The following is a 16901-nucleotide window of genomic DNA, read 5'->3' on the forward strand; positions in this document are numbered from 1 at the left end:
CCTGCGATGTTTTTCAAGCCACCGAAGGGGCCAATGGCCCCGTCCCAACGCGTTCCGACTGATCCTCCGCAGATTCCGCGGCATGACGTCGATCACCCTTTTTATCTCTATTTCAACACGGAGGACGGACCGATGTTCGATCCCTATAGAATACCCGGCTCGAGGAGCCTGCATATCCACCGCATGCCGACCTGGGTGCTGTTGATCGGTGAGACCTATTCTTCGGCGGTTCATGCCGAAGTCCGTCGCCGGCCGCATCGTGGCATGTTGCCGGATGTCGATTTCTCGCATGCGGTTCCCGATCCGAGCCGGCCGTCGCTGGGTCGCCGGATCATCCGGCTGATCCGGCCAGGTGCGAAGATCCGGGCTGTCGGCACCGCGCCGTCAGGATCGTCAAAAGAGCCTGTCGGCGAAAAGCCCGCGAACCCCTATATTGCGCGAAGCAGGGCCGACGGTCCGGATGATTCCGGACCGTCGGCCCTCGGCGCCATGCGTTCCGAGGACCTCGTACGGCGTGCCGCTTGAGCGGGAAACAGATTTCGTGAGCATGACCTATGTTGTTGTTTAGCTGGTTTGAAAGAAGGCTCGATCCGTTCCCTGCCGCGGAACCGGTCGAGCCGCCCAAGACGCTGGTTGCCTTCTGCCTGCATTATACGCGCGGGGCATGGCCCTATATCCTGGTCGATGCGGTGCTGGTGGCTGCCATCGCCATAGCGGAAGTGTGGATGTTCGGTTTCCTCGGCCGCATCGTCGACTGGCTGTCGGGGCAGAATCGCGAGACCTTCCTGCAGACGGAGGGCTGGAAGCTCGCCGGCATGGCCTTCATCGTGCTGTTCGCGCTGCCCGGCACGGTCTGGCTGCATTCGCTGCTCAACCAGCAGACGCTGATGGGCAATTATCCCATGCGCATCCGCTGGCAGGTGCATCGCTACCTGCTCAAGCAATCGATGAGCTTCTACCAGGACGAGTTCGCCGGCCGCATCGCCACCAAGCTGATGCAGACGGCGCTCGCCGTGCGCGAATGCGTCATCAAGGTGATCGACGTCCTGAACTACGTCATCGTCTATTTCCTCGGCATGCTGTTGATCGTCGGTTCGGCCGACTGGCGGCTGGCGGCGCCGCTTGGCGTCTGGCTGGTCGGCTACGTGCTGTTGCTGCGCTTTTTCATCCCGCGCCTGGGCAAGGTCGGCGAGGAGCAGGCCAATGCGCGCTCGACCATGACCGGCCGCGTCGTCGACAGCTACACCAACATCCAGACGGTCAAGCTGTTTTCCCATTCGCGCCGCGAGGCAGCCTTCGCTAGGGAAGGCATGATGGGCTTCCTCGACACGGTCTACCGGTCGATGCGGCTGGTGACGGTGCTGTTCGGCTCGCTCTACATACTGAACGCGCTTCTGCTGTTTTCGGTCACCGCCATCTCGTTGTGGCTGTGGATGGGGCAAGCGGTGACGATCGGCGCGGTCGCCGTAGTCATCGGCCTGGTGCTTCGGATGTGGGGCATGTCGCAGTGGATCATGTGGGAAATGTCGGGCCTGTTCGAGAATATCGGCACGGTGCAGGACGGCATTGCCTCCATCTCGCTGCCACGCCTCGTGGAGGACAGGCCGGATGCCAAGGAGATCAGCGTTTCCAAAGGCGATATCCGCTTCGAGGACATCCGCTTCCACTACGGCAAGCAGAAGGGCGTCATCGAAAACCTGTCGCTCGCGGTGAAGCCGGGCGAGAAGGTCGGCATTGTCGGGCGCTCGGGCGCGGGCAAGTCGACGCTGGTCAATCTCCTCTTGCGTTTCTACGACTTGGAGTCCGGCCGGATCCTGATCGACGGCCAGGAGATCGCCGGCGTGAAGCAGGATTCGCTGCGCGCCCAGATCGGCATGGTCACGCAGGACACCTCGCTGCTGCACCGTTCGGTGCGCGAGAACATTCTCTATGGCCGGCCCGAAGCCAGCGATGACATGCTTGTCGAGGCGGCGCGGCGGGCTGAGGCGCTGGATTTCATATCGGCGCTTTCGGACCATAGCGGCCGGAAAGGCTTCGACGCCTATGTCGGCGATCGCGGCGTCAAACTGTCCGGCGGCCAGCGGCAACGCATCGCCATTGCTCGCGTTATGTTGAAGGACGCGCCCATTCTTATCCTTGACGAGGCGACGTCGGCGCTCGATTCCGAGGCGGAAGCCGCCATCCAGGAGAATCTCTACAAGCTCATGCAAGGCAAGACCGTCATCGCCATCGCGCACCGGCTGTCGACTATCGCGGCGATGGACAGGCTCGTCGTGATGGACCAGGGCCGCGTCATCGAGGAGGGTTCGCACGAGGAACTGGTCGCCAGAGGCGGGCTTTACGCGCAGCTCTGGCAGCGCCAGTCGGGTGGGTTCCTGCTCGAGGACGGCCCGGTCGGCGCCGCCAACGACGCAATAGCAAAGGGGCAAGCCGCAGAATGATGGCCGCCGCATGATGACAGCCATCTACCGCTGGTTCGAGACCTGGGTCTATCCGTTCAGGGAGCCGGCGAATCTTCGGCCACCGGCCAGCGTCGGAGGCTTCCTGTGGCACTATGTCGGCCAGGCGAAGTTCGCCTTCTTCGCCATGCTGGTCATCGGGGGCATCGCGCCGCTGGTCGAGGCCGGCCTGTTCTATTTCGTCGGGCGGCTTGTCGATATCCTCGACCAGCTTCCCGGCGAGCGGAGCTGGCACGCGCTGTGGGCCGCCGCCGGCCCCGAACTTGTGTTCATGGTCGCTGTGGTGCTGGTCATCCGCACCGTGGTCGTCGGGCTGTCGGCGCTGGTCGACGAACAGACGATCACGCCGGGCTTCTACAATCTGGTGCGCTGGCAGGCGCACCGGCATGTCTCGCGCCAGTCCTATGCCTTCTTCCAGAACGATTTCGCCGGTCGTATCGCGACAAAGGTCTGGCAGGCCGGGCAGGCGACCGGCGACCTGATGGAAAGCTTCATCGAGGTCGTCTGGTTCATGGTCGTCTATACGGTGACGACGCTGGCGCTGGTCGCGGGGCTGGACCTCAGGCTGGCGGCACTGGTGGTGATCTGGATCACCGCCTTCGGCTTTCTGGCCAGGCGCTATTTGCCGGCGATCCGCAAGCACGCCGAAGCGACCGCCGAGGCGGGCTCGATGATCAATGGCCGCATCGTCGATTCCTATTCCAACGTGCAGACGCTGAAACTGTTCGCGGCCGACGGCGACGACCGCTACATCAGGAACGGCTTCGATATCTATCTCGACGCGCTGCGGCCCTTCACCCGCCGGCTGACCGGCGTTCGCATGGCGCTGACGACGCTGTCGGGCATCATGATCACGGCGATCGGCTGCTTTGCCGTCTATCTCTGGGTCGAGGGCTCGATCACCGTCGGTGCCGTCGCGTTCACGCTGTCGCTGGTGCTGCGCCTCAACATGCTGCTCGGCCGGCTGATGATGCAGATGAACGGCATCTTGCGAAACCTCGGCGTGCTGGAGAACTCCAAGGCGCTGATTTCGCAGCCGCTCGGGCTAACCGACGCGCCCGACGCCAAGGAGTTGGTCGTGGCCGGAGGCCGTATCGATGTGAAGAACGTCGAGTTCCACTACGGCAAGGGGTTCGGCGTGCTCAACGGCATAGACCTTGTCGTCAGGCCGGGCGAGAAGGTCGGGCTCGTCGGGCCATCGGGCGCCGGCAAGACGACGTTGGCCAACCTGATCCTGCGCCTCTACGACCTCGAAAGCGGCCGGATCACCATCGATGGCCAGGACGTCGCCGGTGTGACGCAGAATTCGCTGCGCGCCAATATCGGCGTCGTCAGCCAGGACACGGCCCTGTTCCACCGTTCGCTGCGCGACAACATCAAGCTCGGCATGCCCGACGCGACCGATGCGGAGGTGATCGCGGCGGCGAAGAAGGCCGAGGCCCACGAGTTCATCCTGACCTTGCGCGACAACCGGGACCGCCAGGGTTATGAGGCCTTTGTCGGCGAGCGCGGTGTCAAGCTGTCGGGTGGCCAGCGCCAGCGCGTGGCGATCGCCCGCGTCTTCCTCAAGGACGCGCCCATCCTGATCCTCGACGAGGCGACCTCGGCGCTCGATTCCGACATCGAGGCGGCGATCCAGGAGAATCTGACGCGGCTGATGGAGAACAAGACCGTGATCGCCATCGCCCACCGGCTGTCGACGATCGCGGCACTGGATCGCCTCGTGGTGCTCGACGGCGGCCGCATCGTCGAGCAAGGCACGCATGACGAACTGGTGGCGCTCGACGGGCTCTATGCCCGGCTGTGGAAGCGCCAGTCCGGTGGCTTCCTCTATCATGAGGAAAGCGTGCTCGAAGAGACGCGGCCGGCGGAGTAGGCGCATGGGCGCGGCGGATGAAACCGGTTACGTGCTGAAGGGGCTGCGCCCGACGACACCGGCTTTCGATGCTCTGATGCAGGAAAGCCGTCAGGAAGGCTACTGGATGCTGGTGCGGCTTCGCGACGGCTGGACGAGCGGGCGCAACAAATTCCTGAAAAGGCCCGAAATGCTGCTCGGCGCCTATCATGGCCGGCAACTGATCGGCGTTGGCGGGCTCAATGTCGATCCCTATTTCGAAGAAGGCGATTTCGGCCGCGTGCGCCACCTCTATGTCAGCGCGGCGCACCGGCGCCTCGGCGTCGGTCGCATGCTGGTCGGCGCGATCATCGAGCGGGCACGAGCGCATTTTTCATCGCTCAACACACGCGCTCCAGCGGAATCATTTGCCTTTTACGAGAGGCTTGGCTTCCATCGCGTTTCCGGCGAGGAATTCGTCACCCATCGCATGGCGCTGAGCGATGAGACTGCAAAGCGCAGAAAGGCGAACTGAATGTCTCTGCGGCCTCCCTCCGGTTTGACCGGATCTTCCCCCGCCGAGGCCGCCTTTGACGCGCTTGGTCATGAAATCCTCGCCGAGAAGGCTGCCGCGCTCGGTCGTGCCGGCCAGCGCGTCGAGGTGACGCTGGCGATGCTTCGCGACAACGAAGATGGGGACCGGCGGCCCCAGCTTCTGAAGGAAGCCGCCGAGGCGGTGCACGGCTATTTCATCCAGCGCGAACTGTGCGGGCTGCGCAAGCACGATGCGGTGATCCGGGAATACAGCATCCCCAGGGCCGTGCTGGTCAGGCTCGGCGCCAAATAGGGCTTTTTTGTCTGACCATCATCCTGAGGATCATGGTCACTCGAGCCACTCGGTGATGAAACTGCCGTTCTCGTGGATATCGGTCGTTTCCAGCGGGCCGGGGCCGAGATTGGTGAATTTGTGCGGTGTGTGGGGCGGCACGATGACGATCTGGCCGGCCGAGGCCTCGATTTCCTGGTCGCCGACGGTGAACAGGCCGGTGCCCTGGCGGATGATGAAGATCTCCGCATAGGGATGAGCGTGCAGCCGTGGGCCGCCGCCGACATCGGGCAGGTAATTGAAGATCAGGCAGGAGTTGGAGCCGTAGACGCCGCATTGCAGTTCGCCCTTCCAGTGATTGGAACGAACAGACCATTCCTCGCGATCGATGACATGCACCATGGCAGGGAAAATAGATCACTCGGGCAGCCTATGTCGAGGCAAACAACGATACCGGATTTGCGGTTGTTTCCCGGTTGTTTAGCCGCCTTTTGCGGCCATTCGCCGCCTTGCCGAGCAATAGGGGATTTTGTCCCCGCGACAATCTGCCCTTGTGCCTTGACCCGTCTGGACAAAAACGGGCTTCACGCATAAACCGAAGTCCAAATGCCGGAGGAATTCGCTAGCCTGTTCGCCATGCGCTGTCGGGTTGGCGTGATTGAGCGGGGAACAAGGCTCAGCCACCGGCGCGGAAGAGGCGAAAGGATCAGGCACCCGTGAGCGCAACCGACATCCACGATCCCAACCGTCGAGATTTTCTCTACGTCGCCACCGGCATGGCCGCCGTGGTTGGCGCCGGTGCCGTCGCCTGGCCGTTCATCGACCAGATGCGTCCCGACGCCTCGACGCTGGCGCTCGCTTCGGTCGAGGTCGATGTCTCCTCGCTGACGCCCGGCAGTTCGCTGATCGTCAAGTGGCGCGGTAAGCCGGTCGTGGTGCGCAACCGCACCGAGAAGGAAATGAAGGACGGCGAGGCCGTCAGCCTCTCCGATCTCAAGGATCCGATCGCCCGCAACGCCAACCTCGCGTCAGACGCGCCGGCGACCGACGCCAACCGCACCACGCCCGGCAAGGAAGCCTGGATGGTGATGGTTCAGGTCTGCACCCATCTGGGCTGCATCCCGCTCGGCCAGGAAGGCGATTTCGGCGGCTGGTTCTGCCCGTGCCACGGTTCGCAGTACGACACTGCCGGCCGCATCCGCAAAGGCCCGGCGCCGGAGAACATGGCTATTCCGGTATTCAAGTTCATTTCCGATACCAAACTCCTTATCGGTTGAGGCAGGGGATATTTCGATGAGCGAGGGACACTCGACCTATACGCCAAAGACCGGTATCGAACGCTGGTTCGACGCCCGCATGCCGCTGCCCAGGATGGTCTATGACAGCTTCGTCGCCTATCCAGTGCCGCGCAACCTGAACTATATGTGGACCTTCGGCGGCATCCTGGCCATCATGCTGGTCTCGCAGATACTGACCGGCATCGTGCTGGCGATGCATTATACGTCGGACAGCACTCTCGCCTTCAATTCGGTCGAGAAGATCATGCGCGACGTCAATTCCGGCTGGCTCCTGCGCTACATGCATGCCAACGGCGCGTCGTTCTTCTTCATCGCGGTCTACCTGCATATCTTCCGCGGTCTTTATTACGGCTCCTACAAGGCGCCGCGTGAGCTGCTGTGGATTCTGGGCTGCATCATCTACCTCCTGATGATGGCGACCGGCTTCATGGGCTACGTGCTGCCTTGGGGGCAGATGAGCTTCTGGGGCGCCACCGTCATCACCGGCTTCTTCAGTGCCATTCCGCTGGTCGGCGACTGGATCCAGCAGCTGCTGCTCGGCGGCTTTGCGGTCGACAACCCGACGCTCAACCGCTTCTTCGCACTGCACTATCTCCTGCCGTTCATGATCGCCGGCGTCGTCGTGCTGCACGTCTGGGCGCTCCATGTCGTGGGCCAATCGAACCCGACCGGCATCGAGGTCAAGTCGAAGACCGACACCGTCGCCTTCACCCCCTACGCGACCATCAAGGACGCGTTCGGCATGATCGTGTTCCTGTTCATCTTCGCCTATTTCGTCTTCTTCCTGCCGAACTATCTCGGCCACGCCGACAATTACATCGTCGCGAACCCGCTGAAGACGCCGGCCCATATCGTGCCGGAATGGTACTTCCTGCCGTTCTACGCGATCCTGCGCGCCATCACCTTCAATATCGGGCCGATCAATTCCAAGCTCGGCGGCGTGCTGTGCATGTTTGGCGCCATCGTCATGCTGTTCCTGGTGCCGTGGCTCGACACCTCCAAGGTGCGCTCGGCGGTCTACCGGCCCTGGTACAAGCTGTTCTTCTGGCTGTTCGTGGCCGATGCCATCCTGCTTGGCTGGCTGGGCTCGCAGCCGGCGGAAGGCAGCTATGTGTTCATGGCGCAGATGGCGACGCTGTTCTACTTCGCCTTCTTCCTGATCGCGCTGCCGGTGCTTGGCCTGATCGAGACACCGCGCAGACTGCCCAACTCGATCACCGAAGCGGTTCTCGAGAAGAACAAGGGTGGCAGCGGGCATCCGGCGGGCGCCACGGCAGCACCTGAGACCAAGGGCTGAGCGGTAGAGAATCTAAGGGGATTTGGCATGAAAAAGATTCTCACCTCGCTGGCGCTGATCGGCCTTGTGGCCGCCGGCACTGGGGTTGCAGGCACTTGGGCGTTCGCGGCCGAAGAAGCGCACAACGCGGCGGCTCCGACGCATTTCCCGATCAACGAGCCGAAGGAAATGAGCTGGAGCTTCACCGGCCCGTTCGGCACCTATGACAAGGCGCAGCTGCAGCGCGGCCTGAAGGTCTACAAGGAAGTCTGCTCGGCCTGCCATTCGATGAACCTGGTGGCGTTCCGCACATTGTCGGACCTGGGCTACAACGACGCCCAGATCAAGACGTTCGCAGCCGAATACACCATCCATGACGGTCCCAACGATGCCGGCGACATGTTCGACCGCCCCGGCAAGCCGTCGGACCATTTCCCGGCGCCGTTCGCCAATGAGGAAGCCGCGGCTGCCTCCAATGGCGGCGCGGCGCCGCCCGACATGTCGCTGCTGGCCAAGGCGCGTGGCGTCGAGCGCGGCTTTCCGCAGTTCGTCTTCGACATCTTCACCCAGTATGACGCAGGCGGCCCGGACTATATCCATTCGCTGCTGACCGGCTACGACCAGGCGCCGCCCGCCGGCATGGTCATCCCGGAAGGCACGCACTACAACCCGTACTTCATGTCCGGCGTGTCGCTCAAGATGCCCAAGCCGCTCTCCGACGGCCAGGTGACCTATGACGACGGCGCGCCGCAGACCGTCGACCAGTATGCCCGCGACGTGTCGACCTTCCTAGCATGGGCGGCCGAGCCGCACATGGAAGCCCGCAAGAAGACCGGCTTCCGCGTGCTGGTGTTCCTGCTTCTGTTCGGCGCGCTGGTCTACATGACCAAGCGCAAGGTATGGGAAGCCGTTGCGCACTAAGGCCTGTTGATCTTCTGGTGAGGCCGGTCTGCAAACGACGGCTTCCTGCGCTTCCGGTGCTCACGTACTTCAAGTACGCTCCGCTCCGGTTCTCGGAAACCATCGTTTTCGACTCGGCCTGACCTGAATCTCAAAAGGCCTTGGGCCGTTCAGAGGGGCGCCGCGAGGTGCCCGTGCCCTTTCTGCTTTTCGGGTTGGATTACACCGCCACGCCTTGGCGGTGTCACATGGCCGTCACCGCACATCGCGATCCTGCGGCGCTCTCATCAAAGGATCACGCCCATGAAAAGATACGCATCGCTTGCGGCAGGCCTGCTGCTGCTCGTCGTCGGTTCCGCGGCCCGCGCCGAAGACGCAAAACCCTTCATCACCAACAAGGATGTCGACCTGACGATGATCCTGCCGCCTCCGCCGGCCAATGATTCGGCGCAAACCAAGGCCGAGCTTGGGGAGGTGCTGACCATGCAAGTCACGCGCACACCCGAAATGGAAGCCCGCGCCATCGCCGATGCCGAGGAAAACGTCTGGCGTTTCGCCGATGTCATGGGGCCGAATTTCAACAAGGACAAGCTGCCGAAATTCAGCGCCTTCTTCGATCGCGTGGTGGAGACCGAAGGCGCCGTCGTCGACCCGGCGAAGGATGTCTGGAAGCGCCCGCGCCCGCACCAGCTCAGCGACCTCGTCAAGCCGGTGGTCAAGCTGTCGAGCTCCGGTTCCTGGCCGTCCGGCCACGCGACTGTCGGCACGATGATGGGCATCATCCTGTCCGACATGGTTCCGGAAAAGCGCGCCGAGATCATGGCACGCGCGGCCGAGTTCGCACATAACCGCATCGTCGGCGGCATCCACTATCCGTCCGACGTCGAGATGGGCAAGATTTCCGGCAGCGTCATCGCCGCGGTCCTGCTCAACCGCGATGACTTCAAGGCTGAATACGACGTGGCCAAGGCCGAGCTGCGTTCCGGCCTCGGCATGTAAGCTTTCGCCGATTGCCGTCTGTTCGAGCGGGGCGCCTTCGGGCGCCCCTTTCTCGTGGTGGCCGCGGCCTGCGCCCACGGCAAGGAAATCGCCTGGCGTTTGCTGCCAATCCTTTGCCGGATGCGCTTGTCTCGACCGTCACATCGCGCTAGCCGTTGTCGGTCGCGACGGGTTACGATCGGCCCCCGCGCCGTTTCGCCTCTGTCAGCTGGATCATCCGGAGCCGCTTCATGAAATCCTCGCTCGAAGACACGCTGCTGGCGTCGATCCGCACCATTCCGGACTATCCCAGGCCGGGTATCCTGTTTCGCGACATCACCACGCTGCTCGGCAACGCACGCGCCTTCCGCCGTGCCATCGACGAGCTGGTGCATCCCTATGCCGGGCAAAAGATTGACAAGATCGCCGGCATCGAAGCGCGCGGCTTCATCCTGGGCGGCGCCGTCGCCCATCAGCTTTCGGCCGGCTTCGTGCCGATCCGCAAGAAGGGCAAGCTGCCTTATGAGACCGTGCGCGTCGCCTACAGCCTGGAATACGGGCTTGACGAGATGGAGATGCACAAGGACGGCGTAGCGCCCGGCGAGAAGGTGATCCTGGTCGACGATCTGATCGCCACCGGTGGCACGGCTGAAGCGGCGGTCAAGCTGCTGCGCCAGATCGGGGCGGATATCCTCGCCGCCTGCTTCGTCATCGACCTGCCGGATCTGGGTGGCCGCGCCAAGCTCGAGGCGCTTGGCGTGCCGGTGCGGACGCTGATCGGGTTCGAGGGGCATTGAAGGGTCGGATCTTGCCTTCTCCCACAGGGGGAGAAGGAAGAGACGCCTCACCCCACCTTCACCAGCACCGCGCTCTCGAATTCCAGCACCTTGCCGCCGGTCGAATCGGAAGCCTCGCAGAGCAGCGCCAGCAACCGCCAGCCGGGGCGGGATGCGATGGGGCGGTGGGAAAGCGCCGTGCGCGTGAAGGTGATGGTTTGCCCGGCATAGACCGGTTTCAGCCATTTCAGGTTCTTGAATCCGGGCGAGGGGCCGAATTCGGGCAGCGGGCCGTCCCAGCCTTCGGCGTCCAGGCGGGTCTCCAGATTAAGCTTCATCCAGGTGGCCGCGGTGTGCCAGCCAGAGGCGCAGAGCCCGCCAAGCACGCTCTTCCTCGCGGCTTCTTCGTCGATATGGAAGATCTGCGGGTCGTATTTGCGGGCGAACGCCTTGATCGCCTCGGGCTCGAACGTGTGCGAACCCAGCGTCACCGTGGTGCCGATGCGGAAGAATTCGTCCAATGTCATGACAGGTTCCCCGCGGCATCGCGCGTCAGGAACATGACGGAATTCTCGAGCTCGAAGACGCTTTCGCCGCGCTGGTTGACCAGTTCGCTGCGCATGGTCACGAAGCCGAGTTGCGGCTTCGACTTGGACAGGCGCCTGGCGAGAACCACGAGGCTGCCGCGCAGCGTATCGCCCGCGAGCACCGGCTTCTTCCATTTGACCTGATCGACGCCGGGCGCGCCCTGGCAGGTGGAGTCCAGCAGGAAGGCATCGCACAGCATGCGCATGAACATGGCGCAGGTGTGCCAGCCCGAAGCCGAGAGGCCGCCGAGAATGCTGGCCTTGCCGGCCTCTTCGTCGAGATGCATCGGCTGCGCATCGAATTCGCTGGCGAACTCGATGATCTCCGCCGCGCTCACCTGTTTGGCGCCGAGGTCGAACGAGGTCCCCTCGACGAAGTCCTCATAAGCCCATGTCTTTGCGGTCATGGTCAGGAAATCCGATTTGCAGAACGCGCGATCCCTTTTGGATCGGCAAACTCGGATGCAGGCCGGGCGGCCTTTGGTCAAGCAATTTTTACTGCGCCAGACCGTGTTCAGAGCCAGCCGCGGCGGCGGAAATACCAGAACGGCAGGATCGCCGACAGGATCATCAGGCCGATGGCGAAGGGATAGCCGAGTTCCCATTTCAGCTCGGGGATGACGTCGAAATTCATGCCGTAGATCGAGGCAACCAGCGTCGGCGGAAGGAAGATGACGGCAGCGACGGAGAAGATCTTGATGATGGCGTTCTGCTCGATCGAAATCATGCCGAGCGTGGCGTCGAGCAGGAAGGAGATCTTCTGCGACAGGAAGGTGGCGTGGTCGGCAAGCGACAGCACGTCGCGCGACAAGGTCTTGATGCGGGCGCGGACATCCTTGCTCATCTTGGTCAGTGTCGCGACATGGGCGAGGAAACCGGCCAACCGCTGCAACGAGATCAGGCTGTCGCGGACGGAGGAGGCGATATCTTCCTTGCGGCCGATGGCCTTCAGGAGTTCCTGGAAGTCGCGGTTGCGCTTCGACACCTTGGTCGAGCGCGCCTCGAAGATGTCGCGCGAGATCTGCTCGATGTCGCGGCCGGCGCGCTCCAGGATGTCGGCGAGACGGTCGACGATCGCCTCCAGCAGGCCGATCAGGATGGTGTCGCCGCTGGTGCAGCCGGTCGCCACTTTCTCGGCGCGCAACGGGAAGGTCTTGAACGCCTTCGGTTCGTGGTAGCGCACGGTGATCAGCCTGGCGCCGGCGAGCACGAAGGTGACCGGTGACATCAGGGGATCGTCGACCTCCGTCTGGGCAGGTAGCGTGGCGGTCATGAAGTAGGCGCCGTCCTCGATATAGAGGCGGCTCGAAATCTCGATCTCTTCCATCTCCTCGCGGGTCGGGATGGCGATGCCGAGCCAGCTCTCGATGGCGGCCTCTTCCTCCTTGGTCGGATTGAAGAGATCGGCCCAGACGACCTTGTCGCCATTGGCCAGCAGGTCGTCGGTGAGGCGCAGGCGATCATTGTCGACGACGAAGGCCTTGATCATCGCCGGTTCTCCCTTGCTGACTTAAAGGGTGCGCTCAGGTTGACGCATCGTGTCGGATTGCACGGAACAGGCGCTTTCGACGAGAGCGCCGATCCGTGCAGCAGCCGATTAGACCCGCGATGTGACAAGGTCAAGGCAGGGGAAAGCGGCGCTGATCCTCCCGGCCGACCATGGCTCCTGGCCGGTCAAGTATTGAACTTGAACAGCATGACGTCGCCGTCCTGGACGACATATTCCTTGCCTTCGTCACGCGCCTTGCCGGCTTCCTTGGCCGCCACTTCGCCGCCCAATGTGACGAAGTCGTTGTAGGCGATGGTCTGGGCGCGGATGAAGCCGCGTTCGAAGTCGGTGTGGATGACGCCGGCGGCCTGCGGGGCCTTGTCGCCCTTGTGGATGGTCCAGGCGCGCGTTTCCTTCGGGCCGGCGGTGAAATAGGTGATCAAATGCAACAGGTCGTAGCCAGCGCGGATGACCTTGTTCAGGCCTGGCTCGTCGAGCCCAAGCGAGGACAGGAACTCCATCTCCTCTTCGTCCGAGAGCTGGGCGACTTCGGCCTCGATCGCGGCCGAGATCACCACGGTGCCGGCGCCCTGCGCGGTGGCCATCTTTTCCACGGCCTTGGTGTGCTCGTTGCCGGTGGCGGCATCGGCCTCGGCGACGTTGCAGACATAGAGCACGGGATGCGAGGTCAGAAGGTTCAGGCCCTGCAGGATGCGCAGGTCCTCCGCCGAAATGCCCTTGAGCAGGATGCGGGTCGGCTTGCCGGCCTGCAGCAACTCAAGCGCCGCCTCCATCATCGGCAGCACCGTGGTCGCTTCCTTGTCCTTGCTGCCGGCGCGCTTGCGGAACTGCACGACGCGGCGCTCGAGGCTGTCCAGGTCGGCGAGCATCAGCTCGGTCTCGACGGTCTCGGCGTCGGCGACAGGGTCGATGCGGCCCTCGACATGGGTGATGTCGTCATCCTCGAAACAGCGCAGCACATGCACGATGGCGTCGACCTCGCGGATGTTGGCGAGGAACTGGTTGCCCAACCCTTCGCCCTTCGAGGCGCCGCGCACCAGGCCGGCAATGTCGACGAAAGAGATGCGGGTTGGGATGATCTCCTTCGACTTGGCGATCTCGGCGATCTTCTGCAGGCGCGGATCGGGCACCGCCACCTCGCCGGTGTTCGGTTCGATGGTGCAGAAGGGATAGTTGGCGGCCTGCGCGGCGGCCGTCCTCGTCAGCGCGTTGAAAAGCGTCGACTTGCCGACGTTGGGCAAGCCAACGATGCCGCATTTGAAACCCATGGTGTCCGGTCCTATCGGGAAAGCGAAATTTGATGAGGGCTATGGGCGATAGGGGTGATCAACGTCAAGCCCTGTAACGTCGATGGTCCTGCGCCTCAGTCCTTGTTGCCGAACAGCTTTTTCAGCATGGCGGCCATTGGGCCGGTCTCAGGCAGTTTGGCGGGTGCCTGCTGGGGGCGGGCCTGGCGGGCCTGGCTCTGCTGTTTCGGAGCCTGCTTCTGCGCCGGCTTTTCCGGTTCGGCGCCGGCCTTACCCTGGACGGCAAGGGCGGCTTTGTTCATGAAGCCGGATTCGTCGCCCTTGACGATCATCGCCGCATTGTCGGCGATCGCGTCGAGCAGCGGGTCGAGCCAGTCGCGGTCGGCCTTGGCGAAATCGCCGAGCACGTGATGCTGGACCATTTCCTTGACGCCGGGATGGCCGACGCCGATGCGCACGCGGCGATAGGCATTGCCGACATGACCGTCGATCGAGCGGATGCCGTTGTGGCCGCCGGCGCCACCGCCGGTCTTGATGCGCAGCTTGCCTTCGGCAAGATCGATCTCGTCATAGAAGACGGTGAGGGCGGAAAGGTCGAGCTTGTAGAAGCGCAACGCTTCGCCGACCGACTGGCCGGATAGGTTCATGAAGGTCTGCGGCTTGATCAGGATGATCTTTTCGCCGCCGAGCGTGCCTTCGGAAATCAGGCCCTGGAACTTCTTCGACCAGGGCGAAAAGGAATGGCGGCGGGCGATAGCGTCCGCCGCCATGAAGCCGACATTGTGCCGGTTTTCAGCGTATTTCGCGCCCGGATTGCCGAGGCCTGCAAAGACAAGCGCCGTCTTCCCCGGCATCGTCGCCTCCGGGCGGGAAAACTTACTTCTCTTCGGCGGCCGGAGCCGCTTCGGGAGCCGCAGCCTCGACCGTCTCTTCCGCCTCCGGCTTCATCGCCGCCGAACCGGCAATGGTCGCGATGGTGAAGTCGCGATCGGAGATGACCGGCTTGACGCCAGCCGGCAGCTTGACCGCCGAGATATGGATCGAATCGCCGATGTCGGCGCCGGTGAGATCGACGGTGATGAATTCCGGGATCGCATTGGCCGGGCAGTGGAACTCGACCTCGTGACGCACGATGTTGAGCACGCCGCCACGCTTGATGCCGGGCGACTTGTCTTCATTGATGAAGTGGACAGGCACGTCGACATTGACTTCCGTGTCCTTGCCAATGCGCAGGAAATCCACGTGCATCGGGAAGTCCTTGACCGGGTCGAGCTGGAAGTCCTTCGGCAGGACCTGGATCTTCTTGCCGTCGACATCGATCGTGGCGACCGTGGTCAGGAACCCGCCGCCATGGATCTTGTAGAAGATGTCCTTGTAGGTGAGAGCGATCGCCAGGGGAGGCTGCTTGTCACCGTAAATTACTGCAGGCACTTTACCATTGCGGCGAACTGCACGGGCGGACCCCTTACCGACCTGTTCGCGCGCTTCGGCCTTGAGCTCGTAAGTATCGTGGCTCATGGTTTTTCCTTTCGCGTGTTATGGAGCGCCTACGGTTGGCGATGTGCCGAGCCGTAAACGTCGAAAGCCGCCGGACCTCGATGTCCGAATGCCGGAAACCGCAGCGAGCGGATCTTTGTTCGGGATCACAAGGGGAAGGCAGCCTTCCGCCGCGTTGCCTCCAAGGGTGTCTACGCGGGTGGCGGCTCTATAGCGGAAGGCGGGCAGGCGTGCAAGCCATGGCCGGATGCCGTCGCTACCGGTCGCCACTCAACGCATCGCGCAGTGCCTGGACCTGCCGGTTCAGGGCGTCGAGCTCGGCCAGCGTCATGCCCGAGCGTTCGACCAGGGTCTCGTTCAGGCAATTGCACCGCACAAGCAGCTTGCGGCCAGCGGCTGTCAGATCGACCTGCACCTGGCGCTCGTCGGTCTGGCTGCGCTGGCGGGTTACCAGGTCAGCCTCTTCCATCCGCTTCACCAGCGGCGTGACCGTGCTCGATTCCAGAGCGAGCCTGTGCGCGATCGTGCCGACCGACATGCCAGCGGCTTCGCCCAGCGCGTTCAGCACCAGATATTGCGGATAGGTGATGCCCATCTCGTCCAGCATCGGCTTGTAGGTGCGATTGATCGCCATGCTGGTGGCGTAGAGCGTGAAGCAGAGCTGATTGTCCAATGGGAGAGGCACGACGCATTCCTTTGCCGATTAAGCGCCTGCAATATATACCACGAAAAATGATATCGCGATACATATTTTTGTAGACAAGACGATCAAGCTGAGATAGCGATATTGATATCGCGATATCCTTTATCGTGATATCAATTAAACGGAGATTGAGATGACTTCGCAGACCAAATCAGGCTCAGGCAGCGGCACGATCACCACCAAGGACGGTACGCAGATCTATTACAAGGACTGGGGAACCGGCCAGCCCATCGTCTTCCATCACGGCTGGCCGTTGAGCGGCGACGACTGGGATGCCCAGATGCTGTTCTTCCTGGCACAAGGCTACCGCGTCATTGCGCATGACCGGCGCGGCCACGGCCGCTCGACGCAGACGGATATCGGCAACGAGATGGACACCTATGCCGCCGACGTGGCTGAACTTGTCGCGCATCTCGATCTCAGGGATGCCATCCATGTCGGCCATTCGACCGGCGGCGGCGAGGTGGCGCGCTATGTCGCCCGGTATGGCTCGGGCGGCCGTGTCGCCAAGGCAGCGTTGCTCGGCGCGGTGCCGCCGATCATGCTCAAGACCCCAGCCAATCCCGGCGGCCTTCCCATCGAGGTGTTCGACGGCTTCCGCTCCGGCGTCGCCGCCAACCGCGCCCAGCTTTACGTGGATGTTCCCGCCGGCCCGTTCTACGGCTTCAATCGCCCGGGTGCGCAGGTTTCGCAGGGTGTCATCGACAACTGGTACCGCCAGGGCATGATGGGCGGCACCAAGGCCCACTATGACTGCATCAAGGCCTTCTCAGAGACCGACTTCACCGACGACTTGAAGGCGATCGAGGTGCCGGTGCTGGTCATGCATGGCGATGACGACCAGATCGTTCCCATCGCCGACTCGGCGCTGCTGACGATCAAGCTGCTCAAGAAGGGCGAGCTCAAGGTCTATAAGGGCTTTCCGCACGGCATGGCCACGACCCACGCCGAAATCATCAACGCCGACCTGCTGGCCTTCTTCAAGGCCTAGAACCTTCCATAGAACGGGG

General features: G+C 62.9%; 19 protein-coding genes. 11 read left to right on the forward strand and 8 right to left on the reverse strand.

Annotated features, from left to right (window positions below):
• The first annotated feature begins 132 nt into the window (after positions 1-132).
• The 5 genes from C7I87_RS04895 to C7I87_RS04915 are packed head-to-tail and all read left to right on the forward strand — an operon-like array spanning position 133 to position 5140.
• Positions 133-525, forward strand: a complete 393-nt coding sequence (locus C7I87_RS04895; protein ID WP_149903133.1) for a hypothetical protein — start codon at positions 133-135, stop codon at positions 523-525.
• 29 nt (positions 526-554) lie between these two features.
• Complete coding sequence (locus C7I87_RS04900) at positions 555-2441, forward strand: ABC transporter ATP-binding protein (protein WP_149903134.1); 1887 nt, start codon at positions 555-557, stop codon at positions 2439-2441.
• A 10-nt stretch (positions 2442-2451) separates the two neighbouring features.
• Positions 2452-4335 (forward strand): ABC transporter ATP-binding protein, encoded by a 1884-nt coding sequence (locus tag C7I87_RS04905; RefSeq protein ID WP_149903135.1) that lies wholly within the window; start codon positions 2452-2454, stop codon positions 4333-4335.
• 4 nt (positions 4336-4339) lie between these two features.
• Positions 4340-4828 (forward strand): GNAT family N-acetyltransferase, encoded by a 489-nt coding sequence (locus C7I87_RS04910; protein WP_188393727.1) that lies wholly within the window; start codon positions 4340-4342, stop codon positions 4826-4828.
• On the forward strand, positions 4829-5140 hold the full coding sequence (locus C7I87_RS04915; protein ID WP_149903137.1) for a DUF6665 family protein: 312 nt from the start codon (positions 4829-4831) through the stop codon (positions 5138-5140).
• A 36-nt stretch (positions 5141-5176) separates the two neighbouring features.
• On the opposite strand, the gene C7I87_RS04920 is transcribed toward C7I87_RS04915, so the two are convergent.
• The gene (locus tag C7I87_RS04920; RefSeq protein ID WP_149903138.1) at positions 5177-5521 is read right to left on the reverse strand and encodes a cupin domain-containing protein; all 345 of its coding nucleotides are present in this window, start codon (positions 5519-5521) and stop codon (positions 5177-5179) included.
• Between the two features lie 314 nt (positions 5522-5835).
• On the opposite strand from C7I87_RS04920, the gene petA reads away from it, so the two are divergent.
• The 5 genes from petA to C7I87_RS04945 all read left to right on the forward strand — a co-directional run bounded on the left by petA (position 5836) and on the right by C7I87_RS04945 (position 10368).
• Entirely contained in the window at positions 5836-6396 is a 561-nt protein-coding gene (gene petA, locus C7I87_RS04925; protein WP_023770291.1) for a ubiquinol-cytochrome c reductase iron-sulfur subunit, read from the forward strand.
• Positions 6397-6412: 16 nt separating this feature from the next.
• Positions 6413-7714: a cytochrome b gene (locus tag C7I87_RS04930; protein WP_149903139.1), complete on the forward strand. Its 1302-nt coding sequence runs from the start codon at positions 6413-6415 to the stop codon at positions 7712-7714.
• Positions 7715-7741: 27 nt separating this feature from the next.
• On the forward strand, positions 7742-8614 hold the full coding sequence (locus tag C7I87_RS04935) for a cytochrome c1 (RefSeq protein WP_149903140.1): 873 nt from the start codon (positions 7742-7744) through the stop codon (positions 8612-8614).
• A gap of 282 nt (positions 8615-8896) precedes the next feature.
• The gene (locus C7I87_RS04940; protein WP_149903141.1) at positions 8897-9592 is read left to right on the forward strand and encodes an acid phosphatase; all 696 of its coding nucleotides are present in this window, start codon (positions 8897-8899) and stop codon (positions 9590-9592) included.
• 230 nt (positions 9593-9822) lie between these two features.
• Entirely contained in the window at positions 9823-10368 is a 546-nt protein-coding gene (locus C7I87_RS04945) for an adenine phosphoribosyltransferase (RefSeq protein ID WP_027143364.1), read from the forward strand.
• A 47-nt stretch (positions 10369-10415) separates the two neighbouring features.
• On the opposite strand, the gene C7I87_RS04950 is transcribed toward C7I87_RS04945, so the two are convergent.
• The 7 genes from C7I87_RS04950 to C7I87_RS04980 all read right to left on the reverse strand — a co-directional run bounded on the left by C7I87_RS04950 (position 10416) and on the right by C7I87_RS04980 (position 15873).
• Positions 10416-10874, reverse strand: a complete 459-nt coding sequence (locus C7I87_RS04950; protein ID WP_149903142.1) for a MaoC family dehydratase — start codon at positions 10872-10874, stop codon at positions 10416-10418.
• Positions 10871-11341, reverse strand: coding sequence for a MaoC family dehydratase (locus C7I87_RS04955; protein WP_188393728.1), 471 nt, complete (start codon positions 11339-11341; stop codon positions 10871-10873). Before C7I87_RS04955 ends, C7I87_RS04950 begins: the two co-directional genes overlap by 4 nt.
• 107 nt (positions 11342-11448) lie before the next feature.
• Positions 11449-12423, reverse strand: a complete 975-nt coding sequence (gene corA, locus C7I87_RS04960; protein ID WP_149903143.1) for a magnesium/cobalt transporter CorA — start codon at positions 12421-12423, stop codon at positions 11449-11451.
• A 185-nt stretch (positions 12424-12608) separates the two neighbouring features.
• Entirely contained in the window at positions 12609-13712 is a 1104-nt protein-coding gene (gene ychF / locus C7I87_RS04965; protein ID WP_149903144.1) for a redox-regulated ATPase YchF, read from the reverse strand.
• Between the two features lie 95 nt (positions 13713-13807).
• Positions 13808-14545, reverse strand: coding sequence for an aminoacyl-tRNA hydrolase (pth, locus tag C7I87_RS04970; protein WP_149903145.1), 738 nt, complete (start codon positions 14543-14545; stop codon positions 13808-13810).
• Positions 14546-14567: 22 nt separating this feature from the next.
• A complete protein-coding gene (locus C7I87_RS04975) occupies positions 14568-15209 on the reverse strand; it encodes a 50S ribosomal protein L25/general stress protein Ctc (RefSeq protein WP_149903146.1) in 642 nt (213 codons plus the stop codon).
• Between the two features lie 235 nt (positions 15210-15444).
• The gene (locus C7I87_RS04980) at positions 15445-15873 is read right to left on the reverse strand and encodes a MarR family winged helix-turn-helix transcriptional regulator (RefSeq protein WP_149903147.1); all 429 of its coding nucleotides are present in this window, start codon (positions 15871-15873) and stop codon (positions 15445-15447) included.
• A gap of 151 nt (positions 15874-16024) precedes the next feature.
• Here C7I87_RS04980 and C7I87_RS04985 point away from each other — a divergent pair, with 151 nt between their 5' ends.
• The gene (locus C7I87_RS04985; protein WP_149903148.1) at positions 16025-16882 is read left to right on the forward strand and encodes an alpha/beta fold hydrolase; all 858 of its coding nucleotides are present in this window, start codon (positions 16025-16027) and stop codon (positions 16880-16882) included.
• The last annotated feature ends 19 nt before the right edge of the window (positions 16883-16901 follow it).

Origin of the sequence: Mesorhizobium sp. SARCC-RB16n (genome assembly GCF_008520305.1) — a bacterium.
Taxonomy (GTDB): domain Bacteria; phylum Pseudomonadota; class Alphaproteobacteria; order Rhizobiales; family Rhizobiaceae; genus Mesorhizobium.